This is a genomic window from Brachybacterium equifaecis (assembly GCF_023509525.1).
GTDB lineage: Bacteria > Actinomycetota > Actinomycetes > Actinomycetales > Dermabacteraceae > Brachybacterium > Brachybacterium equifaecis.
Genome location: NZ_JAKNCJ010000001.1, coordinates 636,227 through 661,762, shown reverse-complemented (window position 1 = coordinate 661,762; position 25,536 = coordinate 636,227). Strand labels below are relative to the sequence as shown.

22 protein-coding genes are annotated in these 25,536 nt (G+C 72.4%); 14 read left to right on the top strand and 8 right to left on the bottom strand.

The annotated features are described in order from the left end of the window. Window positions 1–28: 28 nt before the first annotated feature. From Bequi_RS03065 to Bequi_RS03050, 4 genes are all read left to right on the top strand, one after another. The gene (locus Bequi_RS03065; RefSeq protein WP_249736477.1) at window positions 29–1,621 is read left to right on the top strand and encodes a dihydrolipoamide acetyltransferase family protein; all 1,593 of its coding nucleotides are present in this window, start codon (window positions 29–31) and stop codon (window positions 1,619–1,621) included. A 25-nt stretch (window positions 1,622–1,646) separates the two neighbouring features. After that, entirely contained in the window at window positions 1,647–2,213 is a 567-nt protein-coding gene (locus tag Bequi_RS03060; RefSeq protein WP_249736476.1) for a fluoride efflux transporter FluC, read from the top strand. Further along, on the top strand, window positions 2,210–2,644 hold the full coding sequence (locus tag Bequi_RS03055) for a fluoride efflux transporter FluC (protein ID WP_249736475.1): 435 nt from the start codon (window positions 2,210–2,212) through the stop codon (window positions 2,642–2,644). Before Bequi_RS03060 ends, Bequi_RS03055 begins: the two co-directional genes overlap by 4 nt. Window positions 2,645–2,760: 116 nt before the next feature. Further along, window positions 2,761–4,626 (top strand): cytochrome c oxidase assembly protein, encoded by a 1,866-nt coding sequence (locus Bequi_RS03050; protein WP_249736474.1) that lies wholly within the window; start codon window positions 2,761–2,763, stop codon window positions 4,624–4,626. Between the two features lie 375 nt (window positions 4,627–5,001). Here Bequi_RS03050 and Bequi_RS03045 read toward each other — a convergent pair whose 3' ends face one another. From Bequi_RS03045 to Bequi_RS03035, 3 genes are all read right to left on the bottom strand, one after another. Beyond that, window positions 5,002–6,537 carry a flavin-containing monooxygenase gene (locus Bequi_RS03045; RefSeq protein ID WP_249736473.1) on the bottom strand — a complete coding sequence of 512 codons (1,536 nt, stop codon included), beginning with the start codon at window positions 6,535–6,537 and terminating at the stop codon, window positions 5,002–5,004. Between the two features lie 137 nt (window positions 6,538–6,674). Next, on the bottom strand, window positions 6,675–7,505 hold the full coding sequence (locus Bequi_RS03040; protein ID WP_249736472.1) for a DUF1345 domain-containing protein: 831 nt from the start codon (window positions 7,503–7,505) through the stop codon (window positions 6,675–6,677). Next, window positions 7,502–8,527: an N-acetylglucosamine kinase gene (locus Bequi_RS03035; RefSeq protein WP_249736471.1), complete on the bottom strand. Its 1,026-nt coding sequence runs from the start codon at window positions 8,525–8,527 to the stop codon at window positions 7,502–7,504. The genes Bequi_RS03040 and Bequi_RS03035 overlap by 4 nt, the downstream gene beginning before the upstream one ends. Window positions 8,528–8,667: 140 nt before the next feature. Here Bequi_RS03035 and Bequi_RS03030 point away from each other — a divergent pair, with 140 nt between their 5' ends. The 7 genes from Bequi_RS03030 to Bequi_RS03000 are packed head-to-tail and all read left to right on the top strand — an operon-like array spanning window position 8,668 to window position 16,500. Continuing rightward, window positions 8,668–9,984: an extracellular solute-binding protein gene (locus tag Bequi_RS03030; protein WP_249736470.1), complete on the top strand. Its 1,317-nt coding sequence runs from the start codon at window positions 8,668–8,670 to the stop codon at window positions 9,982–9,984. Beyond that, window positions 9,981–10,919, top strand: coding sequence for a carbohydrate ABC transporter permease (locus tag Bequi_RS03025; protein ID WP_249736469.1), 939 nt, complete (start codon window positions 9,981–9,983; stop codon window positions 10,917–10,919). Before Bequi_RS03030 ends, Bequi_RS03025 begins: the two co-directional genes overlap by 4 nt. A gap of 32 nt (window positions 10,920–10,951) precedes the next feature. Further along, window positions 10,952–11,776 carry a carbohydrate ABC transporter permease gene (locus Bequi_RS03020; RefSeq protein ID WP_249736758.1) on the top strand — a complete coding sequence of 275 codons (825 nt, stop codon included), beginning with the start codon at window positions 10,952–10,954 and terminating at the stop codon, window positions 11,774–11,776. Then, window positions 11,773–13,275, top strand: a complete 1,503-nt coding sequence (locus Bequi_RS03015) for a glycoside hydrolase family 3 N-terminal domain-containing protein (protein WP_249736468.1) — start codon at window positions 11,773–11,775, stop codon at window positions 13,273–13,275. Before Bequi_RS03020 ends, Bequi_RS03015 begins: the two co-directional genes overlap by 4 nt. Further along, window positions 13,272–14,636: an anhydro-N-acetylmuramic acid kinase gene (locus Bequi_RS03010; protein ID WP_249736467.1), complete on the top strand. Its 1,365-nt coding sequence runs from the start codon at window positions 13,272–13,274 to the stop codon at window positions 14,634–14,636. Before Bequi_RS03015 ends, Bequi_RS03010 begins: the two co-directional genes overlap by 4 nt. Continuing rightward, complete coding sequence (locus Bequi_RS03005; protein WP_249736466.1) at window positions 14,633–15,628, top strand: N-acetylmuramic acid 6-phosphate etherase; 996 nt, start codon at window positions 14,633–14,635, stop codon at window positions 15,626–15,628. The genes Bequi_RS03010 and Bequi_RS03005 overlap by 4 nt, the downstream gene beginning before the upstream one ends. After that, complete coding sequence (locus Bequi_RS03000) at window positions 15,625–16,500, top strand: MurR/RpiR family transcriptional regulator (RefSeq protein WP_249736465.1); 876 nt, start codon at window positions 15,625–15,627, stop codon at window positions 16,498–16,500. Before Bequi_RS03005 ends, Bequi_RS03000 begins: the two co-directional genes overlap by 4 nt. Window positions 16,501–16,511: 11 nt before the next feature. Here the strand turns inward: Bequi_RS03000 and Bequi_RS02995 are convergent, their stop codons facing one another. Continuing rightward, window positions 16,512–17,525, bottom strand: a complete 1,014-nt coding sequence (locus tag Bequi_RS02995) for an L-lactate dehydrogenase (RefSeq protein ID WP_249736464.1) — start codon at window positions 17,523–17,525, stop codon at window positions 16,512–16,514. Between the two features lie 147 nt (window positions 17,526–17,672). On the opposite strand from Bequi_RS02995, the gene Bequi_RS02990 reads away from it, so the two are divergent. Further along, entirely contained in the window at window positions 17,673–19,427 is a 1,755-nt protein-coding gene (locus tag Bequi_RS02990) for an ABC-F family ATP-binding cassette domain-containing protein (protein ID WP_249736463.1), read from the top strand. Window positions 19,428–19,490: 63 nt separating this feature from the next. On the opposite strand, the gene Bequi_RS02985 is transcribed toward Bequi_RS02990, so the two are convergent. Beyond that, entirely contained in the window at window positions 19,491–19,958 is a 468-nt protein-coding gene (locus Bequi_RS02985) for a P-loop nucleotide/nucleoside kinase family protein (protein ID WP_249736462.1), read from the bottom strand. A gap of 213 nt (window positions 19,959–20,171) precedes the next feature. After that, the gene (locus Bequi_RS02980; RefSeq protein ID WP_249736461.1) at window positions 20,172–21,014 is read right to left on the bottom strand and encodes a hypothetical protein; all 843 of its coding nucleotides are present in this window, start codon (window positions 21,012–21,014) and stop codon (window positions 20,172–20,174) included. A 340-nt stretch (window positions 21,015–21,354) separates the two neighbouring features. Here Bequi_RS02980 and Bequi_RS02975 point away from each other — a divergent pair, with 340 nt between their 5' ends. Both Bequi_RS02975 and Bequi_RS02970 read left to right on the top strand, forming a co-directional pair. Further along, complete coding sequence (locus Bequi_RS02975) at window positions 21,355–22,650, top strand: bifunctional o-acetylhomoserine/o-acetylserine sulfhydrylase (RefSeq protein WP_249736460.1); 1,296 nt, start codon at window positions 21,355–21,357, stop codon at window positions 22,648–22,650. 134 nt (window positions 22,651–22,784) lie between these two features. Continuing rightward, window positions 22,785–23,546 (top strand): class I SAM-dependent methyltransferase, encoded by a 762-nt coding sequence (locus tag Bequi_RS02970; protein WP_249736459.1) that lies wholly within the window; start codon window positions 22,785–22,787, stop codon window positions 23,544–23,546. A 760-nt stretch (window positions 23,547–24,306) separates the two neighbouring features. On the opposite strand, the gene Bequi_RS02965 is transcribed toward Bequi_RS02970, so the two are convergent. Both Bequi_RS02965 and Bequi_RS02960 read right to left on the bottom strand, forming a co-directional pair. After that, window positions 24,307–24,579: a ferritin family protein gene (locus Bequi_RS02965; RefSeq protein WP_249736458.1), complete on the bottom strand. Its 273-nt coding sequence runs from the start codon at window positions 24,577–24,579 to the stop codon at window positions 24,307–24,309. A gap of 185 nt (window positions 24,580–24,764) precedes the next feature. Continuing rightward, window positions 24,765–25,373, bottom strand: coding sequence for an excalibur calcium-binding domain-containing protein (locus tag Bequi_RS02960; RefSeq protein WP_249736457.1), 609 nt, complete (start codon window positions 25,371–25,373; stop codon window positions 24,765–24,767). Window positions 25,374–25,536 lie beyond the last annotated feature (163 nt).

Here is a 25,536-nt window from a genome sequence, read left to right as displayed (position 1 = left end):
GCTGCTGACCGTCCACGGAAGGACCGCCATGAGCACCCTGGTGATGATCACCCTCACCGACCCCGGTGAGGGTCTCACCGAGGCCGAGATCCTCGATATCAAGGTGAACGTCGGCGACATGGTCGCCATCAACGATCCCGTCATCGAGGTGGAGACCGCGAAGTCGGCCGTCGAGCTGCCCAGCCACATCGCGGGCCGCGTCACGCGGATCATGGTCGAGCCCGGCCAGGAGGTGCTGATCGGCGCCCCGCTGATCGAGATCGACACGGACCCCGATGCCTCCGCCGCTGCCCCGTCTGCTCCGGCGGGCACCGCTGACGTGCAGGCCGACGAGAGCGCTGGCACGGCTTCTGCCGACGGCGCCGCGTCGGCCGACGGAGCCGCCGCGCAGCCCGACCCCTCCGCCGAGGAGCTCGCCGAGCAGGCGCCCGCTGCCGACGAGCCCGCGGCCGCGTCGGCTGAAGCTGCCGACGAGCCCGCCGAGGAGCAGCCGAAGAACCTCGTCGGCTACGGCGCCCGCGAGGACTCCGTGCGCCGGCGCCGCCGGGCGACCGCGCTCGGCGATGCCGACACCCAGGTGCCGATCGACCGCATCCTCGCGAAGCCGCCGGTGCGCAAGCTCGCCCGGGACCTCGGCATCGCGCTCGCCGACGTGCTCGCCACCGGCCCCGGCGGGGTCGTCACCCGCGAGGACGTCCTGCAGGCCCAGCAGCGCGCCACCGGCGATCCCCGCTCCGCCGGTGCCTCCCGCCCCGCCGTCGCTCCCGCCGAGGGGGACTACTTCCCCGACGAGTCGCCGCAGGCCCCGGAGGATCTGGCCTCCGCGATGGGTTCGGCGCGCACGCAGCCGATGACCCCGTCGGCCGCACCCCAGAGCGCGAGCTCCTCCGGGCAGTCCTTCGCGGGCGTGACCCGGGATGACCGCACCACGCGCGTGCCGATCCGCTCGGTGCGCAAGCGCACCGCCGAGGCCATGGTCTCCAGCGCCTTCACCGCCCCGCACGTGACGGTGTTCAACGAGGTCGACATGACCGCGACGATGGCGCTCGTGGCGCAGCTGCGCGGATCGCGCGAGTGGGCCGACGTGCGCATCTCCCCGCTCGCGGTGGTCGCGAAGGCGCTGCTGGTCGCGATCCGTCGGAACCCCGAGGTCAACGCCTCGTGGGACGAGGCGGCAGGGGAGATCGTCTACAAGCACTTCGTGAACCTCGGCATCGCCGCGGCCACCCCGCGCGGGCTGATCGTGCCGAACATCAAGGACGCGCACCTGCTCACCCTGAAGGAGCTGGCCGAGCAGATCGGCGACCTCGCGAAGACCGCGCGCGCCGGCGCCACGCCCCTGTCTGCCACGCGCGGCGGCACCATCACCATCACGAACTTCGGTGTGTTCGGCATCGACTCCGGCACCCCGATCCTGAACCCGGGGGAGTCCGTGATCCTCGGGATGGGCGCCGTCAAGGAGAAACCGTGGGTGGTGGACGGGCGCATCGAGGTGCGCCAGGTCGCGCAGCTCGCGGTGAGCTTCGACCATCGCCTGATCGACGGCGCTCTCGGCTCCGAGCTGCTGCGCGACATCTCGGCGGTGCTCGAGCAGCCGCAGCTCGGCCTCGTGTGGGGCTGATGCCCGCCGTCGGTACCCTGGGGGAGTGACCATCCCCCCGGAGCCCCGCCGCCGCGACGACCCGCGCATGCACACGGTCGAGATGGAGGCCCTCGGGCTCTCGGATCTGCTGGAGGCGGAGCTCAGCTTCGGCTCCGGGCCCGTGCGGAAGCCGCTTCCGATGTGGAAGATCGTGCTGCTCGTCGCCCTCGGCGGCGCGATCGGCGCGATGGCCCGCCAGGGGATCGCGCTCGCGATGACGACGCTCACCACCCCCACCCTGATCGAGCTGCCGCGCGCGACGCTGCTGGTCAACGTGCTGGGCTGCATGGGTCTCGGGGTGCTGACGGGCATCCTCGAGAAGCGCCCGGAGACCCCGCAGTGGGTGCACCCGCTCGTCGGCGCGGGGCTGCTCGGCGGGTTCACGACGTTCTCGGCGGTGGTGCTGGAGAGTTCGGCGATGATAGGCGCGAACTTCCCGGCGCTGTCCTTCGCGTACGGGGTGACCACGGCGCTCGGCGCGATCGGCGGGGCGGTCGCCGGTCTGCTGCTGGGCCTGTGGCTCGGGGGTCGCGGCGGCACGGAGCGCACGGCGGCGGAGGTGCGCGCATGAGCACCCTGGTGGTCCTGCTGCTCGCCGTCGGCGTCGGCGGAGCGGCTGGCAGCGTGCTGCGCTGGGCGATCAAGGAGGCCTGGCTGCGGCGCCTCGCCCGCCGCGGCGCCACGTCGATCGCGGCAGAGCTGATCCCGTGGCCGACGATCTTCGCGAACATCCTCGCCTGCTTCCTGCTGGGCATCGTCGTCACCGAGTTCGGGGCTGCTACCGAAGGCTCGGCGCGCGCCCTGTTCCTGCTGCTCTCCGCAGGATTCTGCGGGGGTCTGTCGACCCTCTCGACCGCCGCGATGGACGTCGTCTCGCTGGTGCGCCGAGGGGCGCCCGTGATCGCCGCCGGATACCTGATGGTGAGCGTCGGCATCGGCATGGCGGCTCTGTGGAGCGGACTCATGACGGCGCAGCTCTTCGGGGGAGTGCTCGCCCCGTGAGCAGTGCTGGGCCTAAGTCGCGGCGGGCCGACGAGTCACGACGAGCCGACGAGTCCCGGCGGGCCGACGAGCCCCGGCAGGATCGGCAGGGGCATGAGCGTCCCTCCGCCCTCGCCGTGAGGCCGAGCGGCTGGATCGCCGCTGGCGCAGGGCTCCTGCTCGCCGCTGGCCTTGCCGTGCTCGCAGCCCAGGCCGCAGGAGCCGGGAACACGGTCCTGCTGAACGCGGGCGCGATCGCACGGCGCGGCGCACCCATCGCCTCGCTCCTCGCCGACCTCGGCGGGGCACTGACCCTCGGGGCGGCGGTGCTGGGCGGCTGGATCCTGCGCCGCGACGCCGACCGCGTGCGCGCCTTGGGCCTCGCCGCGATCACCGCGGGCATCTGGACCCTCGCCCAGCTCGCCTCCCTGCTGCTCTCCTATGCGCTCGCGACCGGGCAGCCCGTCGGCGACCCGCGATTCGGCTCCGACCTGCACGTCTACCTCGGCACGGAGCTCGGGCTGTGGCTGCTCGCGGGAACGGTGCTCGCCGCCGGCACCACCACCGTGGCTGTGCTCGGCAGCAGCCGGCGCCTCGCCCGGATCCTCACGGTGATGGCGACGCTGACGCTGTTCGCGAAAGCCATGACCGGGCACGCTTCCGGCGCCTCCGCGCACGAGGCCGCGACCTCCACGATGCTCGTGCACCTGCTCGCCGTGGGCGCCTGGGCGGGGGCGCTCGGAGTGCTGCAGCTCCTGCCGGTCGGGGCGCGCGGGAGTGTGAGCGCGGCGGCCGACGGGCCTCGCGCGGATCACACGGCCGGCGGGACCCGCGGGGGCGCAGCGCACGGGGTAGCGGACCGCGATGACGCGGCAGTAGTGCGCGGCTACTCCCATCTCGCCCTCATCTCCTGGATCGCGCTCGCCGTGAGCGGGGTGTGGGCGCTCGCGCTGCGCATGAACACCCCCGCAGAGATCCTCACCAGCCCGTATGTGCAGCTCGGCGTCGCGAAGGCCGTGCTGCTACTCGTGCTCGGGATGATCGGCTGGCAGCAGCGGCGAGTGCTCGCAGATGCGGCGGCCGTGTCGACGGGCGGGGGAGCGGGCCTCGGGCTCTACCGCCGCCTCGCGCTGCTCGAGCTCGGACTGATGACAATCGCGATCGCGCTCGCCGCCGCCATGAGCAGCTCCCCGCCCCCGGCCGATGCCACTCCGGTGCCGGGCTCGATCGCGGAGCTTCTGACCGGCTATCCGATGCCGCCTGCCCCTAGCTTCGGCGCTGTGCTGGGCTCCTGGCGGGTGGATGCGTTCGCGCTCGCTGCAGCGGCGGCGCTGGTGCTCGTGTGGTGGAGGCCTGCTAGTCCGCGCCGAGAGCGCTGGGCGAGCGCTCTGCTCCTCGCGGGGGTGGCGCTGGCGCTGCTGGTCACGTGCGGTCCGCTCGCGGTGTACGCGAAGGTGCTCGCCTCCGCGCATCTGATCGAGCACGTGCTGCTGTTCGCGGTGGCGGGCCCGCTGATCGGTGCGGCGTTCGCACCGCCCAGGATCCTGGCGGGCGTGTGCGCTCGCTCGCGCTGGCTGCTACCGGTCCTGTCGGTGGTGCCTGTGGCGCTGCTTGCGGCGGCGTACGCGTATCCGCCCCTGCTGCGCGCTGCGATGGAAGGGCACGTCATGCACCTGGTGCTGATGGTCGGGGCGGCAGTGCTCGGGGCCGTGCAGGTGTGGATCTCGGCAGCAGCGCGCCGGGATATGGCAGTCGGCCCAGTCACGGCGGTGCTGGCGGTCGCCCTTCCCGCGGCCGGGCTCCTGGCCTGCGGGATCGTGCTCATCCTCGGCGATACCGCCCTGCTGCCGAGCTGGTTCGGCGCCACTGGCCGCACCTGGCGAGCAGACACCCTCGCCGATCAGCGGGACGCCGGCTGGGTCATCGCGGGGCTCGCGGTGGTGCAGGGTCTGGTGCTCGCCTGGTGTGCGCGTGGCGGCTCGACCACCGGCTCCCCTCGCTGAGGCTCCGCTCGCGGATCGGCGCGTACACGACCGTCGGAATGACGCTGCTCCTGCGATCGACGCGTACGCCCGCGTCGGAATGGGCGCGCTATCTGACGTGGACGTACGCCTCGGTATTGATCGCTGACGAGGTGCGCGCAACTGTCGGAATAAGGCGGTTGAGGCGATCGAGGTGCGTGGCGACGTCGGAATGTGGCGTGGCATTCGACGTTTCCACGCACCTCGATGGTGGGACGACAGTGCGGTGCGCGGAGACGACTCGATGAGGGGGGATTCAAGGGCAGCGGCGGCCCAACCGCGGGCGGCGGCATAGAAGCACAACGGGCGGCGACCCCGTCCCCAGGATCGCCGCCCGCCGCGCACTGCCTCAGTCCCTCACTCGAAGATCGAGCGCACCCGCTGCAGTCGCTCCACGAGCTGGTCGCGGTCCACGAAGGGGACCAGCGTGGCCTGATCCTCCCCCTCACCGAGCGGCAGCGCCGCCCGGGCACCGCGGCCCGTCGGCGCCGCGCTGACCGCACCGGGGGCATGCGCCCCCGGGAAGGACGCTCCCACTGCGGAGGGGTGGGCGCGCCGGCCGCGCAGAGCCCCGGCCGCGGGCAGCAGCGCGGAGACGCGCTCGCGCAGTCCGGGATCGGGAGTGCGGTCCACGGACTCGTCGGCCCCGTCGCGCACGCGGCGGAACACGTCGGCCTTCGGGGAGCCGGAGAGCTGCGCCTGGAAGAAGTAGGCGGCGAGGTCGGCCTGCTGGGTGAGCAGCGGCAGCACGCCGCCGTTCACGCGCGCCTGGCCCAGCAGCACGAGGTCGTCGCGCGTGCGGGGGAAGGTGCCGAGGAACAGGTCCGGGGCGCCGCTCGCGGTGCGGGGCAGGATGTCGCCCGGCAGGTAGTCGGCGCCGCCCTCGTAGCCGGTCGCGAAGACGATCACGTCGGGCAGGTAGTCCGCACCCCGCGCGAAGGAGACGGAGCCGTCCTCCCGCACCTCGCTCACCGCGCCCACCGGGGCGATGCGGCCGTCGCGGATCCGCGGGGAGAGCTCGTCGGAGACGATCACGCGATCCTCGAGCAGCGGCTTAGCCGGCCGCGGCAGTCCAAGCGCCTCGGGGGTGCCGACGGCCCGGGTGATGACCTGCTCGGCGATCCGCTCGTTCAGCGACCCCAGCACAGCGGGCTCGCGAGCGGCGGCGACGTCACCGGGGGTGCCGGCGACCGTGCGGGGCACGATCCAGTGGCCCGTGCGCACCGACCAGCGCACCTCGAGGGCGCGGCGGGCGGCGTCCACGGCGATGTCGGCCGCCGACTGCCCGGAGCCGACCACGAGCACGCGCTTGCCCTCGAGGCCCGCGGCGCCCTCCCATTGCGAGGAGTGGAGCGTGCGGATCCCGGCGGGCACGGAGCCCGCCCACTCGGGCAGGTGCGGGCGGGAGGAGATGCCGTGCGCGGCGATCAGGCCCCGGTACACCGAGACGGCGCCGTCGGAGGTCTCCACCTGCCACACGCCCTCCTCGAAGGGGCGGGCGTAGCGCACGGTCGTGCGGGGGATGAACTGGTCGGTGAGGTCGTAGCGGGCGGCGTAGGCGCGCAGGTACTTCGCCATCTGCGCGGGGTTCAGGTACGCGGGGAACGAGACCGGCTGCAGGAGGTCCTCGAACTGCGTGAACTGCGTCGAGGAGACCATCTCGAGGGAAGGCCAGACGGGGGAGTCGGCGCGCTCGGTGTTCCAAATCCCGCCGACGTCGCTCGCGGAGTCGACCAGGTCGAAGGGCACGCGGGCCGCCTTCAGCGATGCAGCCGCGGCGAGGCCCGCCGGTCCGGCTCCCACGATGAGCACCTTCTCCCGCGTGGGCACGTCGGCGAAGGAGATCGCCGGGGCGTCGAACGGGATCTCCGGGAGATCGGAGGCGTGGTTCATTGCGGAGCCTTCCACGTCGGGGTGAGGGGCGCAGTCATCCTAGCCGCGGCCCATGCGCACGATTCACAGCGCGAACAGCGCGATCCAGCCCGCGCAGCGCAGAGCGCTGAGAGTCAGGCAGCGCAGAGCGCTGAGCGTCAGAGCGCCGACAGCACGACGGAGACGCCGAGCGAGATGACCACCGTGTTCATGATGTGCGCGAGGACCGCCTGGGTGCGCACCGCCCGGCGCGCCCGGCGCACCCTGGGCACGATGTCGCTCGGCGCCGCAGAGACCTGCAGCAGGAGCGAGAGGTAGACGTAGTCCTCGAAGTCGCGATCGGCGCCCACCATCTCGAAGGCGTCGCTGTGGGCGTCGGCCGCCGCGTACTCCATCGCGAAGGTGATGACGCTGCTGTACCAGGTCGCGAGGATCGCCGCGATCGCCCACAGCAGCAGGAGCGGACGGAGGCGCTCATCATCGACCGTCAGCAGCACGAGCACTCCGCTCACGGCGATCAGCAGCAGCGAGAAGATCTCGGACGTCGCGGATCCCCGCCCCATGAGCCAGCGCGCGGCGAACCCGCGGGGCGCGGCCCGCGAGTGCCGCGCCGAGATCACGACCTCGCGCCGGGACAGGCGCAGGAAGGTCCAGTGGGTCAGCCCCGCATAGGCCGCGGCGTAGGACGATCCGCCCGCGACGATCCCGATGATCATGAGCAGTGCTGCGGTGCCGACGCCCTGGGCGAGGTCGGCATCGAGCAGCAGCGGCACCCACACCACCGCAAGGGTGACCGGAATGGCGGCGGCCATCGCGAGCCCTAACCGCAGGCGCTCGGAACGCAGGCGCATCTCGAGCGGAATCCGCTTCCGTGCGGGGCGGGGCCGGCCTCCGGTGCCGGGCCGACGGGCGGGTGCCGGTGCAGGTGCGGGATCCGGAATCCTCGCGGCTGCGGGCTGGGGCCCGGGTGTCGGAGCGGCGGTGCTCATCGCTCGCCTGCGAGCGCGCGGGCGTGCTCGCGCGCGAGCCGCAGCGCCCCGGGCATCCCGTCGGCGACCACCGCGACGGGATGGCCGACGGATTCGAGCCAGGACACCAGGTGCTCGTGCAGCGGGCCGGGAGTCGCGAGCACCGATCCGGCGAGCACGACCGGCAGTTCGGCCTCCGGGTCCAGGCGCCGCACCGTGCGCGCGAAGTGGCGCGAGGCCGTATCGAGGATCTCCCGGGCGACCTCGTCTCCCGGGGCGGTGGCGGGCAGGGGCGCGAAGCGGCCGAGCTGCGCGGGGCTGAGCCCGTCGATCGCGCGGATCAGGTCCTGGCGCGGATCGCCGGTGGGGGAGGGCGGCACGAGGCCGTCGCGCAGGTCCAGGTCCAGCAGGTCGCCCACGCGATCGGTGAGGGCTGTGCGGGGGCCGCGGCGGTCGATGTCGGAGGCGACGGCGCGCAGCACCTGCGTGCCGAGCCACACGGCGGAGCCGATGTCGCCGAGCAGCCACCCCATCCCGTCGCAGCGCTCCACGGCGACGCCGCCCGCATAGCGCACGGCGACGGCCCCGGTGCCCGCGAGCAGGAGGATGCCGTCCTCTCCTCCGTCACCGCTGCCGACGTCGGCGCTGAGGAACGCGGTGCGCAGGTCATCGCACACGAGCACCCGCTGCGGCGGGATCCCGAGCGGTGCGAGCGCCTCGCGCACGGCCCGTTCGACCTCCTGGTGGCGCGCGGGGCCGGCCCCGGCGATGCCGAGCACGACCGCTCCCACGCGGCTCGCCGCGCCCTCCCCGCCCGCGGCGAGCGCGCCCCGCACCGTCTCCACGAGGGAGTCGAGGGCGTCCGGTCCGCTCGAGCGGAGGTTCGCGCCCGGCCCGAGCAGGGGCTCGGCCATGAGGTGCGCGGCCGAGGGGTCCACGGGGGCCAGCAGGATCCGGCTGCGCGTCGCGCCGAGATCTCCCGCGAGCACCAGGTCGAGGGGGGTGGGGCCGGAGGTCACAGGTGCGTCACGATGGTCGGTCATCTGGTCGTCGCCTCTCAGAGCGTGCTAACTTCAATGAACATAGTCGGCCAGGGAAGTTTCCTCCATCGCATCGAGGCGATGGGACCTCCTTGATGCGGCCCCCGGGCCCGCGCCGAGAGACAGCGTGGAGGAGCATTCCCATGATCACACGACGCAGTGTCATCGCCGCCGGCGCCGCCGGCTCCGCAGCCCTGGGCCTCGCAGCCTGCGGCGGAGGCGGCAGCAGCACCTCGGGCGGGTCCGACGGCGGCGCGGCCGTCGACGGCGAGGGCAAGACCATCACCCTGTGGATCATGCAGGGCACCAATGCCAAGGCCGACGCCTACATCGAGGAGCTGAAGACCGCCTTCACCGAGCAGACGGGCGCGACCCTCGACGTCCAGGTCCAGCCCTGGGACGGCGCGCACGACAAGTTCGTGACCGCGATGTCCGGCGGCACCGGCCCCGATGTCGCCGAGGTCGGCACCACCTGGGTCCCCGAGTTCGCCGACGCCGGGGGCCTGGACACCCTCACCGCCGACATCTCCGATGCCGGCCTGCAGGACGGCCTCATCCAGGGCCTCGTGGACGCGGTGACCCTGGACGGCGAGATGTACGGCATGCCCTGGTACGCGGGCGTGCGCTCGATCCTCGGCAACCGCGAGATCCTCGATGCGGCCGGCGTGAACCAGCAGCCCTCCAGCTGGGAGGATCTCCTCGCGATGATCGAGGCGCTCAAGGCCCACGATCCGAACCTCATCCCCTTCCCCGTCCCCGGCGCGAGCCTGTTCGCGATGATGCCGTTCGTGTGGGGAGCGGGCGGCAAGATCGCCGAGGAGTCCGGCGGCGCCTGGAAGGCCGCGATCAACACGCCCGAGTCGGTCGAGGGCCTCACCTGGTACTCCGACCTCGCGCTGAAGCACAACTCCTCGACGGCCGCCGCCTCCACCTGGAAGGAGACGGACTCCCTCGCCGCCTTCCAGCAGGGCCAGGTCGCGATGTTCGTGACCGGCTCGTGGGTGCCCGCCACCATCAAGGCCGACAACCCCGAGCTCCACGAGAAGCTCGTCGCCTTCACCATCCCCGCGAAGGACAACGCCATCGCGCCGTCGTTCCTCGGCGGCTCGGCGCTCGCGCGCTTCGCGGACTGCGAGGAGCCCGAGCTCGCCTTCGCGCTGATCCAGCTCATGACCACGGGCGAGTTCGCCACCAAGTGGGCGCAGGAGACCAACTTCTTCCCCGGCGAGCAGAAGGCGCTCGATGAGGTCATCGCCGCGGGCGACGATCTCACGAAGGTCTTCGCCCAGCAGATGACCGAGGCCGGCACGACCGTCCCTGTCACCCCGGCCTGGGGCCAGATCGAGGGCAAGAAGACGATGTCCACGCTGCTCGGCACCATCCTCGGCGGCACCCCCGTCCAACAGGCGGCCGATGCCGCCGCCGCGGAGATGGACGAGATCTTCGCCGCCGCGAAGTGAGCACCGCACCCCTCGAGCGGCGCACGGCGCCCCTGCGCCGTCGCGCCGCTCGCGGGGCAGCCCCGTGGCTGCTCCTCGCCCCCTCCCTGATCCTGCTCGGCGTCCTCCTGATCTGGCCGCTCGTGCGCGTGGTGGACCTGTCCCTGCAGGAGTACCGGCTGCGGAACCTGCTGCGCGGCGACACGAACTATGTGGGCCTCGCGAACTACACCGACATCCTCGGCAACGGCTTCCTGTGGAAGACCGTGCTCCCGAACACCGTCGGCTTCGCGGTCGTGTGCGTGGCGCTGACGATGATCGTCGGCGTCGCGGTCGCGCTCTTCCTCAACTCGCTCTCCGGGTTCTGGCGGGCCGTGTGCACCACCGCGATCATGATCGCCTGGGCGATCCCGGCGATGACCGGCACGTACGTGTTCGTGTGGCTGTTCGACCCGCTGAACGGGCTGGTCGCGACCGTGCTCGACAGCGCGGGGATCCTGGATGCGGGATCGTGGAACTGGTTCACGAACCGCTGGGCGTTCTACGCGATCGCGACCCTCAACGTCGTCTACCACGGCTTCCCGTTCATCGCGGTGACGGTCCTCGCGGGCCTGCTCACGGTCCCGAAGGAGCTCTATGAGGCGGCCGCGCTGGACGGCGCCGGCCCCTGGAAGCGCTTCGCGAACGTGACGATCCCCGGGATCCGCCCGATCCTCGCAGTCTGCGTGATCCTCTCGACGATCTGGGACTTCAAGGTGTTCACGCAGATCTACCTGATGCCCGGCGGCGACGGCTCCAACCGCTCCGTGATGAACCTCGGCGTGTGGTCCTACTCCGAGTCGTTCAGCCAGGGCATGTACGGCATGGGCTCCGCGATCGCCGTGCTGCTGACGGTCCTGCTGCTGGCGATCTCCGTGGTCTACATGCGCACCCTGATGAAGGAGGACGAGCTGTGAGCACAGCGCCCGTGCCCCGCAACCGCAGCGCTCTGCAGCGCCATCCCGTCCTCACAGTGCTGAAGGCACTGGGTGTGGTGGCGCTCCTGGTGGGGAGCCTGTTCCCCTTCTACTGGATGCTCTCCACCGCCGTGGACTCGAGCCCCCTGTCCCGCGGAGCGCGCCTGCTGCCCTCGGGCTTCACCCTCGAGCACTTCCGCTACGTGCTGGTGGATGCCGGATTCCTCGACTACGTGAAGAACTCGGCCGTCATCGCGGTCGCCACCGTGCTGATCTCCGCCGCGGTCGCGCTGCTCGCGGCCGTGGCCGTCGCCCGCTTCCGGTTCCGCCTGCGCACGCAGGTGCTGATCCTGGTGCTGCTGGTGCAGATGGTCCCGCTCGAGGCGCTCGTGATCCCGCTGTTCCTGCAGGCCCGCACCCTGCACATGCTGAACTCCGTGTGGGGGCTCGTGGTCGTCTACCTCGCCTTCTCCCTGCCGTTCGCGATCTGGAACCTGCGCGGCTTCGTCGCGGCCGTGCCGCGCGAGCTCGAGGAGGCCGCCTACGTCGACGGCGCGAGCTGGTTCCGCATATTCCGCTCGATCCTGCTGCCGCTGGTCGCGCCGGGCCTGGTGGCGACGTCGGTCTTCAGCTTCATCACCGCCTGGAACGAGTTCATCTTCGCCCTGACGTTCATGCAGGAGAGCTCGAAGTACACCGTCGGCGTCGGGCTGCGCACCTTCTTCACGCAGAACACGGCGAACTGGGGGGCGGTGATGGCCGCCTCCACGATCATCGCCCTGCCCGTGGTGATCTTCTTCGTGCTCGTCCAGCGCAACCTCGCCAGCGGTCTCACCCAGGGAGCAGTGAAGGGATGAGCGCCGCCGCACGGGAGTGGGACCGGGACGTCCTGGGGCTGATGATGGCCCCCATCGACGGCACCGACCTGCCCGGCTGGGCGGGGGATGCGCTCGATGCGGGGCTCGCCTCGATCATCCTGTTCGGCCACAACACCCCCGATGCCCAGACCGCCCGCGACCTCTCCCGCTCGATCCATGCCCGCGCCCCGCAGGCGCTCATCGCGATCGACGAGGAGGGCGGGGACGTGACCCGCCTGCAGGCCGCGACCGGCTCCTCCCTGCCGACGGCCTGGGCGCTCGGCGCCATCGACGATCCCGCCCTCACGCTGCGCGCGGGGGAGGCCCTCGGCCTTCTGATCGCCGCCTGCGACATCGACCTCGCGCTGGCCCCGGTGCTCGACGTCTCCACCGATCCGGGGAACCCCGTCATCGGCACCCGCGCCTTCGGGGACGACCCGGACCTCGTCGCCCGCCACGGCCGCGCCTTCGCCGACGGGCTGCGCGCGGCCGGCGTGGGCGTGTGCGGGAAGCACTTCCCCGGCCACGGGGCCACCTCCGTGGACTCGCACACCGCCCTGCCGCTGATCGACCTGGACCGCGCGCAGCTGCGGGAGCAGCACCTGGCGCCGTGGGAGATCGCGCCGCGGCTGGACGCGGTGATGACCGCGCACATCCTCGTGCCCGCGCTCGGCGAGGGTCCCGCCTCGCTCGCCCCCTGGTCGCGCGCGCTGCTGGACGAGATGGTCTACGGCGGATACCGGGGGCTCGTCATCACCGACGCCCTGGACATGGCCGCGGTGGCCGAGGACCCCGGATACGGGGAGGCCGCCGTGCGGGCCGTCGAGGCCGGCGCGCACCTGCTGTGCCTGGGCACCTCGCTGCGCCGCGATGACGAGCAGATGCTCCGCGAGGCGCACGACGCGATCTGCGCCGCGATCGAGAGCGGCCGACTGCCCCGCGATCTCGTCGCACGTCGCGCTGCCGACGCCGCCCGGCAGATCCGCGCCCTGCGCGTGCGCCGCGGCGCGGCATCGACGCGCGAGCGCGAGGAGGGCCGACGCTCCCTGGAGCAGGCGCTGGAGCAGATCGCGCAGCTCGGCGCCGCGGCGGCAGAGCGCGCTATCACGCTGCGCCAGGCCGCGCTCAGCGGCGGGCCCGTCTGCGTGGTCGATGCGCGGGCGCGGGCCGACCACGCCTCGGGCACCCGGCCCGCGCTCCTGGTGCCCGCCCTGCGCGAGCGCGGGATCGACGCGATCCTCGCCGACTATCCGCAGGACATGGAGGGCCGGGAGGTGCTCGTGGTGACGCGCCTGCCGAAGGCATCCCCGGAGGAGGGCGAGCGCCTCGCCGCGGTGCTCGCGGCGCGGCCCGACGCGATCGTCGTGCACGTCGGCGTCCCCGGCGCCGCTCCGGAATCCCGCCGGCAGGTGCGCACTCTCGGCAGCGGACTGGCCATGATGCGCGCGGCCGTCGGCCGGATGCTCGCAGCGGGCGCGGGGAGCGGATCGCGCCCATGAGGATCCTCGGGATGATGTCCGGCACGAGCATCGACGGGATCGACACCGCGCTGGTGGAGTTCACGCGCGATCCGGCGGATCCGTCCGTGCTGCACGCCGCGCTGCTCGATGCCGCCGAGCACGAATGGCCCGATGACCTGCGACGAGACCTGCTCGCGGTGCTGCCGACGGGCGAGGCGGCCCCCGTCGGTCCTGCCGCCGTCGGGGCGCCCGCTGCCACGGCTCAGGACGGCGCCGCCAGCGGTCCCGTCGACCCCGGCGGCCCCGCGCAGTGGACCCGCCTCCACGCGGCCGTCGGCGAGGAGTTCGCGAACGCCGCGGCCGAGGTGCTCGAGCGCTGCGGGGCAGCGGACCTCATCGTCAGCCACGGGCAGACCCTCTTCCACTGGATCGATGAGACCGGAGCCGCGCGCGGCACCCTGCAGATCGGCGATTCCGCCCGCATCGCCGCGGCGACCAGCACACCGGTGCTGCACGACGTGCGCGCCGCCGACGTCGCCGCCGGGGGCCAGGGGGCACCGCTCGCCCCGGTGCTCGATGTGCTGCTCGCAGGCGGGGAGAGGGTCGCGTTCCTGAACCTCGGCGGCATCGCGAACGTGACCCTGATCGGGGCGGACGGATCGGTGCGCGCGGGGGACACGGGCCCCGCGAACTGCCTGCTCGATGCCGCTGTGCACGCGGCGACGGGCGGTGCCCGCAGCGCCGACATCGACGGCGCCCTCGCCCGCGCGGGCCGCGTGGACCAGGAGGTGCTCGGGGCGCTGCTCGCCGTTCCGTTCTACGCGCGGCCCCTGCCGCGATCCACGGGCCGCGAGCACTTCGATGCCGGCTACGTGCTGCGCCGCGCCCCGGGTGCGGCAGATCTGCGTCTGGAGGATCTCGCCGCGACGCTCACGGAGCTCACCGCGCGCACTGTCGCCGACGCGATCGTCGGCGCGGGGGCGGGCGCGGGCGGGGCGGCGAGTGAACGCACGCCCGCCGCGGTCGCGCGCGTCGTCGGCTCCGGGGGCGGGATGCGCAACCCCGCCCTGCGGGAGCGCCTCGCCGCGCATCTGGACCCGATCCCGCTCGTGACCAGCGAGGAGATCGGCGTGCCGCCGGATGCGAAGGAGGCGCTGCTGATGGCACTGATCGGATACCTCAGCGCCCACGGCCTGCCCGCGGTCCCGCGCGCCGATCCCTGCACGGGCTCGCAGCGCACCGTCACCGGTGCGCGCCGGCCCGTGGTGCTCGGCTCCCTCGCCCCGCCGATTCCGCTGGCGGCGGGAGAACCGGGAGAATCGCTCCATTTCGTCCCCGTGCGCGCCCTGCGCGTGCACCCCGTCGCCCCGCAGTCCACCCCTCCAGGAGGTTCCCGATGAGCGCGACCACCCAGGACTGGCGCGAGCTGGTCGACCTCGCCTCGCCCACCGAGGAGCGCAACCCGCGCACGATGGACCTCGACACCCTGGATTCCGCGGATCTCGTCGCGACGATCCTCGCCGAGGATGCCCAGGTCGCCGCCGCCGTGCAGACCGTCTCCCCGGAGATCGCGCAGCTCGTGGACCTCTGCGTCGCCGCGATCGCCGCGGGCTCGACCGTCCACTACGTCGGCGCGGGCACCTCGGGCAGGCTCGGTGTGCTGGACGCGGTCGAGCTCGTCCCCACATACAGCGCGACCGAGCAGATGGTCACCGCCCATCTCGCCGGCGGAGCGGACGCCATGCTGCGCGCCGTCGAGGGTGCCGAGGACGACGAGGAGGCGGGTGCCGCCCTCGTGCGCGAGCACTGCGGGGAGGGGGACGTCGTCATCGGCCTCGCCGCGAGCGGCCGCACCCCGTTCGTCGGCGGGGCCCTGCGCGCCGCCCGTGCACGCGGACTGGCGACGGGGCTGATCGCCGCGAACCCGCAGGCGGCCCTCGCCCCGGAGGCCGACGTCGCGATCCTGCTCGCCGTCGGCCCGGAGGTCGTCACCGGCTCCACGCGGATGAAGGCCGCCACTGCCCAGAAGCTCACGCTGAACGCCCTGTCCACGGCGACGATGGTGCGCCTGGGCACGACGTTCGGGAACCTCATGATCGACGTGCGCCCCACGAACCGGAAGCTCGTCGCCCGCACCGTGCGCATGCTCGTGCAGGCGAGCGGCGCCGATGCCGAGCACGCCGCCGCGGTGCTCGAGGCAGCCGGCGGATCCGTGCGCACCGCGCTGGTCGCCCTCCTCGCCGGGGCCGACGCGACCGCCGCCGCGGCGGCGCTCGAGAGCTTCCCGAAGGATCCGGCGCGCACGGGCGATCCCGCCGGGATCCGCAGCGCCGTCGCGCTGCTGCGCGCGGAGAACGCCGGGCAGCTGCGAGAGCAGAGCGCGGGCCGATGAGCACGCCGCCGCTGGTCCTGCGCCTGCGCGGGATGCGGGGGGAGCTGCAGCCGGCGCTCGGCCGGATCGCGGATCTCATCGCCGATTCGCCCGCGCGCATCGCGGGCATGACCATCGGGGAGCTCGCGCAGGAGGCCGGATGCTCCGAGGCCACCGTCGTGCGCTTCGCGCGCGAGCTGGGCTTCCGCGGCTACCGCGACCTCCGCTTCCGCCTGCACGAGGAGGCGGTCGCCGCCGAGACCGCCGCCGCGCGCACGGACGGCGCCGAGGAGGAGGGGGACATCGACCCGGCCGATGACCTCGCGACGATGATCGCGAAGATCGCCGCCGCCGACGCCCGCGCCGTCCAGGACACCGTCCAGGGGCTCGACCTGGCCGTCCTCGCGCGCGCGGCGGAGGCGATCGCGAGTGCCCGGAAGATCGTGCTGTTCGGCGTCGGCGCCTCGGGCCTCGCCGCGATGGATGAGCAGCAGAAGCTCTCCCGCGTGGGGCTGCACGCGATCGCCTTCACCGACTCGCACAGTGCCCTGCCGGCCGCGGCGCTGCTGGGCGCGGGCGACGCGATGCTGGTCTTCTCCCACACGGGTCGCACTGCCGAGATCCTCGAGGCCGCGCGGCTGGCCCGCGAAGGCGGCGCTCGGCTGATCGCGGTGACCGGATCCGTCGGCAGTCCCCTCGCGCAGCTCGCCGACGACGTCCTGGCCACCTCGGCAGTGGAATCAACCCTGCGCTCGGGCGCGACGGCCTCGCGGATCGCGCAGCTCACGGTCGTGGACTGCGTGTTCGTCGCGGTCGCCGCCCGCCTGCCGGACTTCGGCCGCGACGCGCTCGCCCGCACGCGCGCCGCGATCGGGACGCGGCGGGTGGGCTGAGGCGGCGTCCCTCAGAGCCCCAGCGACTCCTGCACCGCGCGCAGGGCGTCGGCCGAGCGCGCGAAGGCGGCGAGCTCGCGCTCGTCCATCGGGACGTCGAGCGTGCGCTCCACGCCATGGCGGCCGACGACCGAGGGCACGCTCATCGCGACGCCGCTGACGCCGTGGTAGTCCGTGAGCGGCGTGGAGACCGGCAGCACCGCCCGCTCATCGCGCAGGATCGCCTCGACGATGCGGGCGGCGGCGACGCCGATGGCGAGGTTCGTGGCGCCCTTCCCGCGGATGACCTCGTAGGCCGCGCCCGCGACCTCCTGCTCCAGGGCGTGGAGGCGGTCCAGGTCGAAGGGGCGCTCGCCGTTCTCGTCGGCCCAGTCCGCGAGCGGCACCTGACCGATGTTCGCGCTCGACCACAGGCCGAACTCCGAGTCGCCGTGCTCGCCGACGATCGTGGCGTGGATCGAACGGGCATCGACTCCGGTCATCCAGGACAGCAGGTTCCGCAGGCGGGAGGTGTCCAGGACCGTGCCGGAGGAGAGGATCCTGCCGTCCGGGAAAGCGGGGTCGTACGCGCGGACGATCTGCTGCGCGGCGACCGTGAGCACGTCGCAGGGGTTCGTGACCAGCACGTAGACGGCGTCCGGCGCCTGCTCGAGCAGCTGCGGCAGCAGCGAGCGGAGGATCCCGACGTTCACTCCCGCGAGGTCCAGGCGGGTCTGTCCGGGCTGCTGGGCGGCGCCCGCGGTGATGACGACGACGTCGGCCCCGGCGACGCAGGAGATGTCGTCCCCGCCGATGATCCGAGTGCCCGAGGCGAGCGGGGAGCCGTGGGCGAGGTCGAGCACCTCCGCGCGCACCTTGTCGGTCTTCAGGTCATACAGCGCGATCGTGCGAGCGCTGCCGCGGAGCATGGCGGCATAGGCGACGGAGCTGCCGACGGCGCCCGCGCCGATCACGGCGAGCTTCGTGGAGCGGGCGGACTGGGCGGCGCGGGTGCGAGGGGCGTCGGGGCTGCTCGTGAGGGTCATGCGACCACTCTTCCTGCTGAGTCGGCCCGAGTCCAGGGCAGGGCGTCCCGAGGGCAGAGGCGCGGGCGCGGTACCGTGGGCGGATGAGCATCTGATCAGCCCCGCGCCCCGCCCTGCCTGTCCTTCTGCGAAACCCGGAGCTGATCCATGCCCCATTCCTCTGCTGAGCAGCCGTCCGCCCCGTCGCCGGGCGCCCCGTCGGCCCCCCTGCAGCCCGCGCCTGCCTCCCGCCCGCGCCCCACGAGCACCGCGCGCTGGAACCCGGACGCCCCCGCCGGCAGCGCCCCGCCGAAGGGCATGCACCTGCGGGTCGACGGCGTCTCCCACTCCTACGGCACCCTGCGCGTGCTGACGAACATCAACCTCGTCGTCCCCGCCGGCCGGCCGACGGGACTGCTGGGCGAGAACGGCTCGGGCAAGTCCACTCTGCTGCGGATCATCGCGGGGATCGAGAAGCCCACCCAGGGCGTCGTGAAGACGCCGAAGCCACTGGGCTTTCTGCGCCAGGACCTCCCGCACGATCCGCGCACCACCACGATCGCGATGGTCGTGGAGGAGGCGCTCGCGGAATCCCGGCGGCTCGAGCGGCTGCTCGCCGAGGCGGGGGAGGCGCTCGAGACCGATCCCTCGCCCGCCGCGAGCGCGCGCTACGACCAGCTGCTCGCCCGCGCCCGCATCGCCGATGCGTGGAACGCGGATTCGCGCGCCGACGAGATCCTCCACGGCCTCGGCCTCGCCGACGTGCCCCGGGAGCGGCTGCTCGCGGAGATCTCCGGCGGGCAGCGCGGGCGCCTGGCGCTCGCGCACCTGCTGATCGCCCGGCCCACGACCCTGCTGCTCGATGAGCCGACCAACCACCTGGACGAGACTGGTGCGCAGTTCCTCGCCCGGATCCTCGGCGAGCATCCCGGGCCGGTGCTCGTGGCGAGCCACGATCGCGCCTTTCTCGACGACGCGACCCGCGCGCAGCTCGATCTGGACCCGTCGGCCTCGCGGATCGACGCGAACGAGGGCGGGCTGACGGCCTTCACGGGCACCTTCACCGACTACTTCATGGCGAGGCTCGACGCCCGTGAGCGCTGGGAGAAGAAATACCGCCTGGAGCAGGAGGAGCTGGTGCGGCTGCGCCAGCTCGTGGAGGATGCGCACGAGGTCGGGTATGCCGAGCGCCCCCCGCGCACCGAGGCGCGCGCTTCGAAGAAGTTCTACGCCGACCGCAACGCGAGCGTCGTCTCCCGCCGGGTGCGCAACGCCGCTCAGCGCCTGGAGATCCTCGAGCGCACACAGGTGCGCCAGCCCCCTGCGGAGCTGCACTTCACCGGGATCCCCGGCAGGAGCGTGGAGACCGGGCAGCCGGTGATCACCGCCCGGGAGGTCGCCGTCACGGGGCGCCTGGCCCCGATCTCTCTCGAGGTCCAGGCAGGGGAGAAGCTCCTGATCACGGGCCCGAACGGCTCGGGGAAGTCGACACTGCTGAGCGTGCTGGCCGGGGTGCTCGCGCCCACCGGCGGGAGCGTCGAGGTCGCGGCCGAACTCGGCGTGCTCGCGCAGGACGAGCTGCTGGACCCCGATATCTCCGTGCGCACACTCCTCGGCCGCAGGGCCGACGACGCCGAGGCGCCGGACCTGATGGGCCTGGTCCACGAGAAGGATCTCGACCGCCCCCTGCACGAGCTCTCCCGCGGCCAGCAGCGCCGCGCGGAGCTCGCCCGCCTGCTGCAGAGCCCGCCCTCGGTGCTGCTGCTGGATGAGCCGACGAACCACCTCAGCCTCGATCTCGCCACCCGCCTCGAGCGGGCCGTGCTGGACTGGGGCGGGACCGTCGTCATCGCCTCCCACGACCGCTGGCTGCGGGCGCGGTGGGAGGGGCGGCGGATCGACCTCGGGGCCGCTGAGGGCTGAGGGACGAGGCGCTTCGCGAGCCGCGCCCTCGCCAGCCGGGCCTGGCCGGGGCAGGCTGCGGGGTCAACCGCCGCGGATCACCCGCAGCGGGCCCTCGTCGGCCGTCGGCGCCTCGAAGGTGTCGATGTGATGGGCGGCCGCCGACTCGTCGAGGATGACGTCATCGGCGTGCGCGCCGCGGCGCTCCCGCATCCGCGCCAGGCACACCTCGCGCGGCGTCGCGAGATGGATCGTGAGGGTGCTGCCGCCATCGGCAGCGGCCAATGCCCGCCATTCCTCGCGGAGGGAGCGGGTCGAGAACGAGAAGTCCAGGACGACGTCGCGCCCGGCGCGCAGCAGGTCGTGCAGGCGGGAGCGCAGCTCCGCGTCGATCTGCGCGAGCTGCGCGCGGGTCAGGTCCAGCGGCGCGAGGCCCAGCGCCCAGGCTTCCTGGTCGAAGGACAGCCGGGTGAACCCGTCGGCCTCGAGACCGCGGGCATAGGTGGTCTTGCCGGACCCGGAGGGACCGCAGAGGAGGACGACACGGCGCATCGGATGAGCATGCCATGCCCCGGTTCCGACCGCCGTGCCGCCCCTGCCCTGCGCGAGTGCACGGGCCCCGGAGCAGCCGCTCCCGGGCCCGCCTCGGTCAGTAGATGCCGTCGTGCGAGGGGGTGAAGTCCCGGGACACGTTCGACCACATCCCGGTGCCGCAGGTGATGGGGGTGCGGGTGTAGCTCGAGGTGGTGCGGAAGCTGGTGGCGGTCACGTCCGTCCCCACCTCCAGCGGATGTTCGGGTTGCAGCCGTAGCCGTTCCGGTACCACTCGGCGACCTTCGCGGAGTAGTACGCGTAGGCGTCGGCGCAGGCACCCGAATCGGCAGTGGTGAGGTCGGCCCATTGCGGGGCCGCCATGCCGAGCGGCACCAGGCGATAGATGTTGTTGAGGCGGCCGCCGGCGGCGAGCCCGTCGGCCCAGGAGAACTGGATGTCGATGTCTTCGCCCGAGACCACGGTCGCGGCGCGGACGGTGTTCCAGCGGGCGCTGTAGATGGTGCGGGTCGCCGTGGACCCGTCCGACATCTGCACCTGTTCGGTGCCGTTGGGCTCCCAGTAGGTCTCGTTCTTGATGCCGCAGCGCTCGACTCCCGGGGCGCTGAGGCGGGAGAGGTACCCGTAGGAGTTGGTCGAGGTCATGCTGCGACGCAGCACGCCGGGCCTGTCGGCAGCGACGTCAGCGCCGGCGCTGTTCGCGATGTCGATGCGGAAGGCGAGAGGGTACGCCCGCAGGTCGATCGTGCAGCTGTTCTGGTTGCGCACGTTGATGAAGCTGTTCTGCAGGGCGACGTTCGCGCCGCCCCCGCCGTCGTACCAGATGGTGAAGGTCGGCGAGGTGGTGCCGGCGCAGCCGTCGTAGTTCGCGACCTCGGTGCGGCGCTGCGCGAAGAACTGGTCGATCCGGGCGTTCGTCGGGCAGTCGCTGATGCTGGCAGCGAAGGCGGGTGCCGCGGAGGCCACTGCGACGGCGGGCAGGGTCCAGGCGGCGCCCTTTGTGAGGCCGCGGCGGGTCATCGAGGGGGTGGGGCGGGGGTTCGTGCTGTCGGTCATGAGCTCGCTCTCGTTGGGGGCATGAGTGCATGCCCGGCATCGGCCGCGGCAGCTGGCGCGCCGAGCTGAGCGCTTCCACCGCGCCTGCAGGAGACGAGCAGCGCGCTCAGGAAAGCCGAGAAATCGGGGCATTCCGGCAGCCGATGTCACGAGCTGCTCGTCAGCAGAGTCCGGACATGCGTGTTCACGAACCTTGGCAGGGGCGCGGGCCGCGCCGAATCCTGGTCCCGGTCACTCCTCGCCGTGCGCACGCGCTCCCCGCGCTGCGCAGCCCCCCGGCGGGTCTCTCACCAGCCCGCGGATCCCGCAGAGCGGATCCCTCCCGTCGGAAGGCAGCACCATGACCGAGCAGTCCCCCCGCTTCGAGACCCTCGCGATCCACGCCGGCCAGGAGCCCGACCCGGCCACCGGCGCGCGGGCCCTCCCGCTCTACCAGACCACGAGCTTCGTGTTCCCCGACGCCGAGACCGCCGCGAATCGCTTCGCCCTCGCGGATCTCGGCCCGATCTACACGCGCATCACGAACCCCACGCAGGCGGTGGTGGAGGATCGCATCGCCGCGCTCGAGGGCGGCGCGGCGGGGCTGCTGGTCGCCTCCGGGCAGAGCGCGATCACGCTCGCGATCCTGAACGTCGCGGGCGCGGGCGACTCGATCGTCATCTCGCCGAGCCTGTACGGCGGCACGTTCAACCTGTTCAAGCACACCCTGGCGCGCCTGGGCATCGAGCCGATCTTCGTGGCGGATCCCGATGATCTGGAGTCCTGGCGCGCCGCGGCGAAGGAGAGCACGAAGGCGTTCTTCGCCGAGACCATCCCGAACCCCCGCCAGGACGTGCTGCGCATCCGCGAGGTCGCGCAGATCGCTCACGAGGCCGGCGTGCCGCTGATCGTCGACAACACGGTCGCGACGCCCTACCTGCTGCGCCCGCTCGAGCACGGGGCCGACATCGTCGTCCATTCCGCCACGAAGTTCCTCGGCGGCCACGGCACCTCGATCGCGGGCGTGATCGTGGACGGCAACTCCTTCGACTTCGCCGCCGATCCCGCACGCTTCCCGAGCTTCAACGAGCCCGACGCCTCCTACAACGGCCTCGTGTACACGCAGCTGCCGCCCTCGCTCCCGCCGTTCATCATCAAGGCCCGCGTGCAGCTGCTGCGCGACCTGGGACCTGCCGTCTCGCCGTTCAACGCGTTCCTCATCGCGCAGGGCCTGGAGACGCTGCCGCTGCGCATGGACCGCCACCTCGAGAACGCCCGGAAGGTCGCCGCGTTCCTCGAGGGCCAGGGGGCCGTGGAGTCCGTGGCCTGGGCGGGCCTGCCGAGCTCCCCCTACTTCGACCGCGCCCAGGAGTACCTGCCGCGAGGCGCCGGCTCCGTGCTCGGGTTCGTGCTCGCCGGCGGGGCCGACGCCGGCAAGCGGTTCGTGGACGCCCTCGAGCTGCACTCGAACGTCGCGAACATCGGCGATGTGCGCAGCCTCGTCATCCACCCCGCCTCCACCACCCACTCGCAGCTGAGCGCGGACGAGCAGCGCGCCGCGGGCGTCGAGCCCGGATTCGTGCGCCTCTCCGTCGGGCTCGAGCACATCGACGACATCCTCGCGGATCTGGAGAAGGGGTTCGCAGCGATCGGGTGATGGCGTCATTCAGGTGAGTGAACGGGGGCGGCGCACTAGGGTCGATGCCTGAAGCCCTACGGGCGCGCTGCGAGTGCCGCTCCGCACGACCAGCGTCGCTCAGTCGTCGCGCCCCACCCTGCAAAGGAGCACTCATGGATCTGCTGGGGAGCCTCGAGAAGGCGCACGCCGACGCGGAGATGGTCGGCTGGGACTTCTCGCGCCTGGATGACGCGATGGTCTCGGACAGTCCGTGGTGGGACTTCGAGGACGACTGCCGCAGCGCCCTGCGGGGCTCGAGGATCGGCGCTGTGGATCTGGGTACCGGCGGCGGTGAGCGGCTGTCGGCGCTGCTGGAGTCGCTCGCGCAGGAGCAGGTGCGTCCGCCCCATGTCGTTGCGACGGAGGGCTGGGCGCCGAACGTCCCCGTTGCGAGAGAGACTCTCGCGGCCCACGGCGTGACGGTGCTCGAATACGACGCCGAGGTGGGGGAGCCCCTCGACCTCCCCGATGCGAGCCAGGATCTGGTGATGTCGCGCCACGAGGTCTACGACGCGGGCGAGATCGCCCGGGTCCTCGCTCCCGGCGGCAGGGTCCTCACGCAGCAGGTGGACGGCCTCGACGCCCCCGAGATCCACGAATGGTTCGGCGGGGAGTTCCTCCACCCCGACGTGACGCTGGCGGGATACGCGCAAGCTCTGCAGGATGCAGGGCTGCGCATCGACACTGCTGACAGCTGGCACGGCACGATGCGCTTCCGCGATGCTCGCGCGCTCGTCACCTACATCGGCCTGGTGCCCTGGGACGCTCCGGGGTTCACCGTGCGCGCCCACGCACAGCGCCTGCTCGACCTGGAGGCGTCGGCACCGATCGTCGTGACCCAGCGCAGGTTCCGGGTCTACGCCACGAAGCCCTGACCAGGCGCTCGCCAACTGCGGGCCCACCATTCACCCCTCGACCTAGACTGGGATTTCCGCCGGTCCGCTCATGCGTTCGGGTGCGCAGACAAGGATGGGCCCCGCCCTCGTTGCAGCGAGGACAGGGCCCAGGCTCCTTGTGGAGCTACCTGCTCACTGAGGAGTCAGCAGGCGGATGATCGCAGTGGAGATATTCACGAGAGCCGCGAGCAGTTGCATCCAACCGTTCACGCGGGAGGCAGCGCCCGTGGCTCTCGTGGCTCCAATCATCGGTCGCTCACAATTGCACGACCCTCTCCGAGGTGAATTGGCCGCAGTCATCCAACCTTCTTCCCTGATTGTCCGTCGTTCGTTTCAGTGACCGACGGAGCCAGCCGCGGCTGGCACGAGCGCTCCGAATGAGCGGTGAGCCGATCCTACGGAGCGCCGTCAGCGGATCCGACACGCGGAATTACACGATCGCGCTTTCCGAGACTCGTGCCGCGAGTGCTGGGGGCGCCGTGGTGGGAGCACTGCAGGGCATGCTGGAGCCGTTCGCTCGCAGAAAATCGGGAGCGTTCTTGCGAAGGAGGGTGGAGGGCGTCAAGGCCACGATGCTGGGGGCCGCTGGGCTTGACCTGCGTGGATGGGGTCTCGGATCGAGGTTCGACCAAGCAGGGATCGGAGTTCGATTTGGCTGGTCAGAGTGGTCCTCGGTGTAATCCTCCTCGTTGTCGCGCAGGATGATGATGAGCGGCATCATGTAGTTCTTCATCTGGGGCTAGGCCTTGGCGAAGGCCTCCTCCATGAACTTCTGGAACTTGTACTCGATGTAGTAGCCGTGTGCAGCCTCATCACAGATGGCCACGGGCAACTGGTTGGTGGTGCAGGCTGCCTCGCAGTGGCCGGAGTGGTACATCGGCAAGTAGAAGTTCGAGTAGTACAGGAAGGCATCCGACCCGTGAGCCTCGTCGATCTGATTCGCGGTCGGGAGCGTCGGGGAGATCTTCAAGTAGGCGTCCAACTGCACCGACTCCATGAAGGCGATGTTCATAGAAGCCGCCTCTTCATTGGTCGGCGACGGCGACGGCGACGGCGACGGTGGCGGCGGTGCCGAGTAGATCCCTCCCTCCCGCGAGAGTTATCGCACCGAGAAAGAGCGAGCTGTGGTTCAGCAGATGCAGTGCCGGGCGGCTCGGGGATCCCTCCCCCGGCCGCCCGTCGCTGCAGGAACTGGGGTCAGTCGTCTCCGCAGGCCTGGCCGTCGCCGTCCCGATCGAACTTGTCCTGCCAGCCGGGATCCCCCGGGCGGATCGGGGCGGCACCTGCCTCGCGTACCTCGGTGCAGTTCTTGTAGTAGACGCCGGCTGCAGGAGCCTTGGCCGGCGCCGGATCAGGTTCAGGAGCGGGCGGAGGGGTCGTGGGGGCGGGCGCAGGCTCTGGAGCCGGTGCCGGATCTGGTGCGGGCTCCGGTTCCGGGGAGGGCGCGGGTGCGGGCTCCGGAGTGGGAGTCGGCGTCTCCGTGGTCGGCGCGGGCTCGGGGGTCGGCGGGGGAGTTGTCGGCGGCACCGTTGTCGGGGCCGGAGCGAGCGTGGTCGGCGCAGGGGTGGTCGCCGGGGCCGAGACGATCCCGACGGGCTTCGCCGGTGAAGGCGAGGGCGTGGGTGCGGGCGTCGGCGGCAGCATCGCGCCGCACGCGCCGAGGAGCAGCAGCAGGACGAAGCCGAGACAGCCGAGGCTGCAGCAGCCCGCCGCGCCGATCCCGAGCTTGCCGCGGGTGCCGAGGGACTTCGTGGCGCCGAGGAGGCGGGCGGCGGAAGAGCCCGAAGAAGGCGGGACGGACGACATGGGGGATCCTTCGCTGCAGGGGGGGGGCTCGCTGCGAGGGAGGACGCGGCGGTGCGTGGCTGCTGTGCAGAATACAGCCGGGGCTGCACCGGTAAGCCCGCTGCTGCCTGCGGTGACCGCCGCACCTGCAAGAAGCAGACCGGCTCCCCGGACCGCATCCACG

What these genes read in the sequence shown, in the direction of transcription:
- Bequi_RS02960 (WP_249736457.1), bottom strand. Translation starts at nt 25,373, where the DNA reads ATGTCGTCCGTCCCGCCTTCTTCGGGCTCTTCCGCCGCCCGCCTCCTC.
- Bequi_RS02980 (WP_249736461.1), bottom strand. Translation starts at nt 21,014, where the DNA reads ATGACCGACAGCACGAACCCCCGCCCCACCCCCTCGATGACCCGCCGC.
- Bequi_RS03005 (WP_249736466.1), top strand. Translation starts at nt 14,633, where the DNA reads ATGAGCGCGACCACCCAGGACTGGCGCGAGCTGGTCGACCTCGCCTCG.
- Bequi_RS03065 (WP_249736477.1), top strand. Translation starts at nt 29, where the DNA reads ATGAGCACCCTGGTGATGATCACCCTCACCGACCCCGGTGAGGGTCTC.
- Bequi_RS03035 (WP_249736471.1), bottom strand. Translation starts at nt 8,527, where the DNA reads ATGACCGACCATCGTGACGCACCTGTGACCTCCGGCCCCACCCCCCTC.
- Bequi_RS03040 (WP_249736472.1), bottom strand. Translation starts at nt 7,505, where the DNA reads ATGAGCACCGCCGCTCCGACACCCGGGCCCCAGCCCGCAGCCGCGAGG.
- Bequi_RS03030 (WP_249736470.1), top strand. Translation starts at nt 8,668, where the DNA reads ATGATCACACGACGCAGTGTCATCGCCGCCGGCGCCGCCGGCTCCGCA.
- Bequi_RS03000 (WP_249736465.1), top strand. Translation starts at nt 15,625, where the DNA reads ATGAGCACGCCGCCGCTGGTCCTGCGCCTGCGCGGGATGCGGGGGGAG.
- Bequi_RS02970 (WP_249736459.1), top strand. Translation starts at nt 22,785, where the DNA reads ATGGATCTGCTGGGGAGCCTCGAGAAGGCGCACGCCGACGCGGAGATG.
- Bequi_RS02995 (WP_249736464.1), bottom strand. Translation starts at nt 17,525, where the DNA reads ATGACCCTCACGAGCAGCCCCGACGCCCCTCGCACCCGCGCCGCCCAG.
- Bequi_RS03055 (WP_249736475.1), top strand. Translation starts at nt 2,210, where the DNA reads ATGAGCACCCTGGTGGTCCTGCTGCTCGCCGTCGGCGTCGGCGGAGCG.
- Bequi_RS03015 (WP_249736468.1), top strand. Translation starts at nt 11,773, where the DNA reads ATGAGCGCCGCCGCACGGGAGTGGGACCGGGACGTCCTGGGGCTGATG.
- Bequi_RS02990 (WP_249736463.1), top strand. Translation starts at nt 17,673, where the DNA reads ATGCCCCATTCCTCTGCTGAGCAGCCGTCCGCCCCGTCGCCGGGCGCC.
- Bequi_RS02965 (WP_249736458.1), bottom strand. Translation starts at nt 24,579, where the DNA reads ATGAACATCGCCTTCATGGAGTCGGTGCAGTTGGACGCCTACTTGAAG.
- Bequi_RS03010 (WP_249736467.1), top strand. Translation starts at nt 13,272, where the DNA reads ATGAGGATCCTCGGGATGATGTCCGGCACGAGCATCGACGGGATCGAC.
- Bequi_RS02975 (WP_249736460.1), top strand. Translation starts at nt 21,355, where the DNA reads ATGACCGAGCAGTCCCCCCGCTTCGAGACCCTCGCGATCCACGCCGGC.
- Bequi_RS02985 (WP_249736462.1), bottom strand. Translation starts at nt 19,958, where the DNA reads ATGCGCCGTGTCGTCCTCCTCTGCGGTCCCTCCGGGTCCGGCAAGACC.
- Bequi_RS03045 (WP_249736473.1), bottom strand. Translation starts at nt 6,537, where the DNA reads ATGAACCACGCCTCCGATCTCCCGGAGATCCCGTTCGACGCCCCGGCG.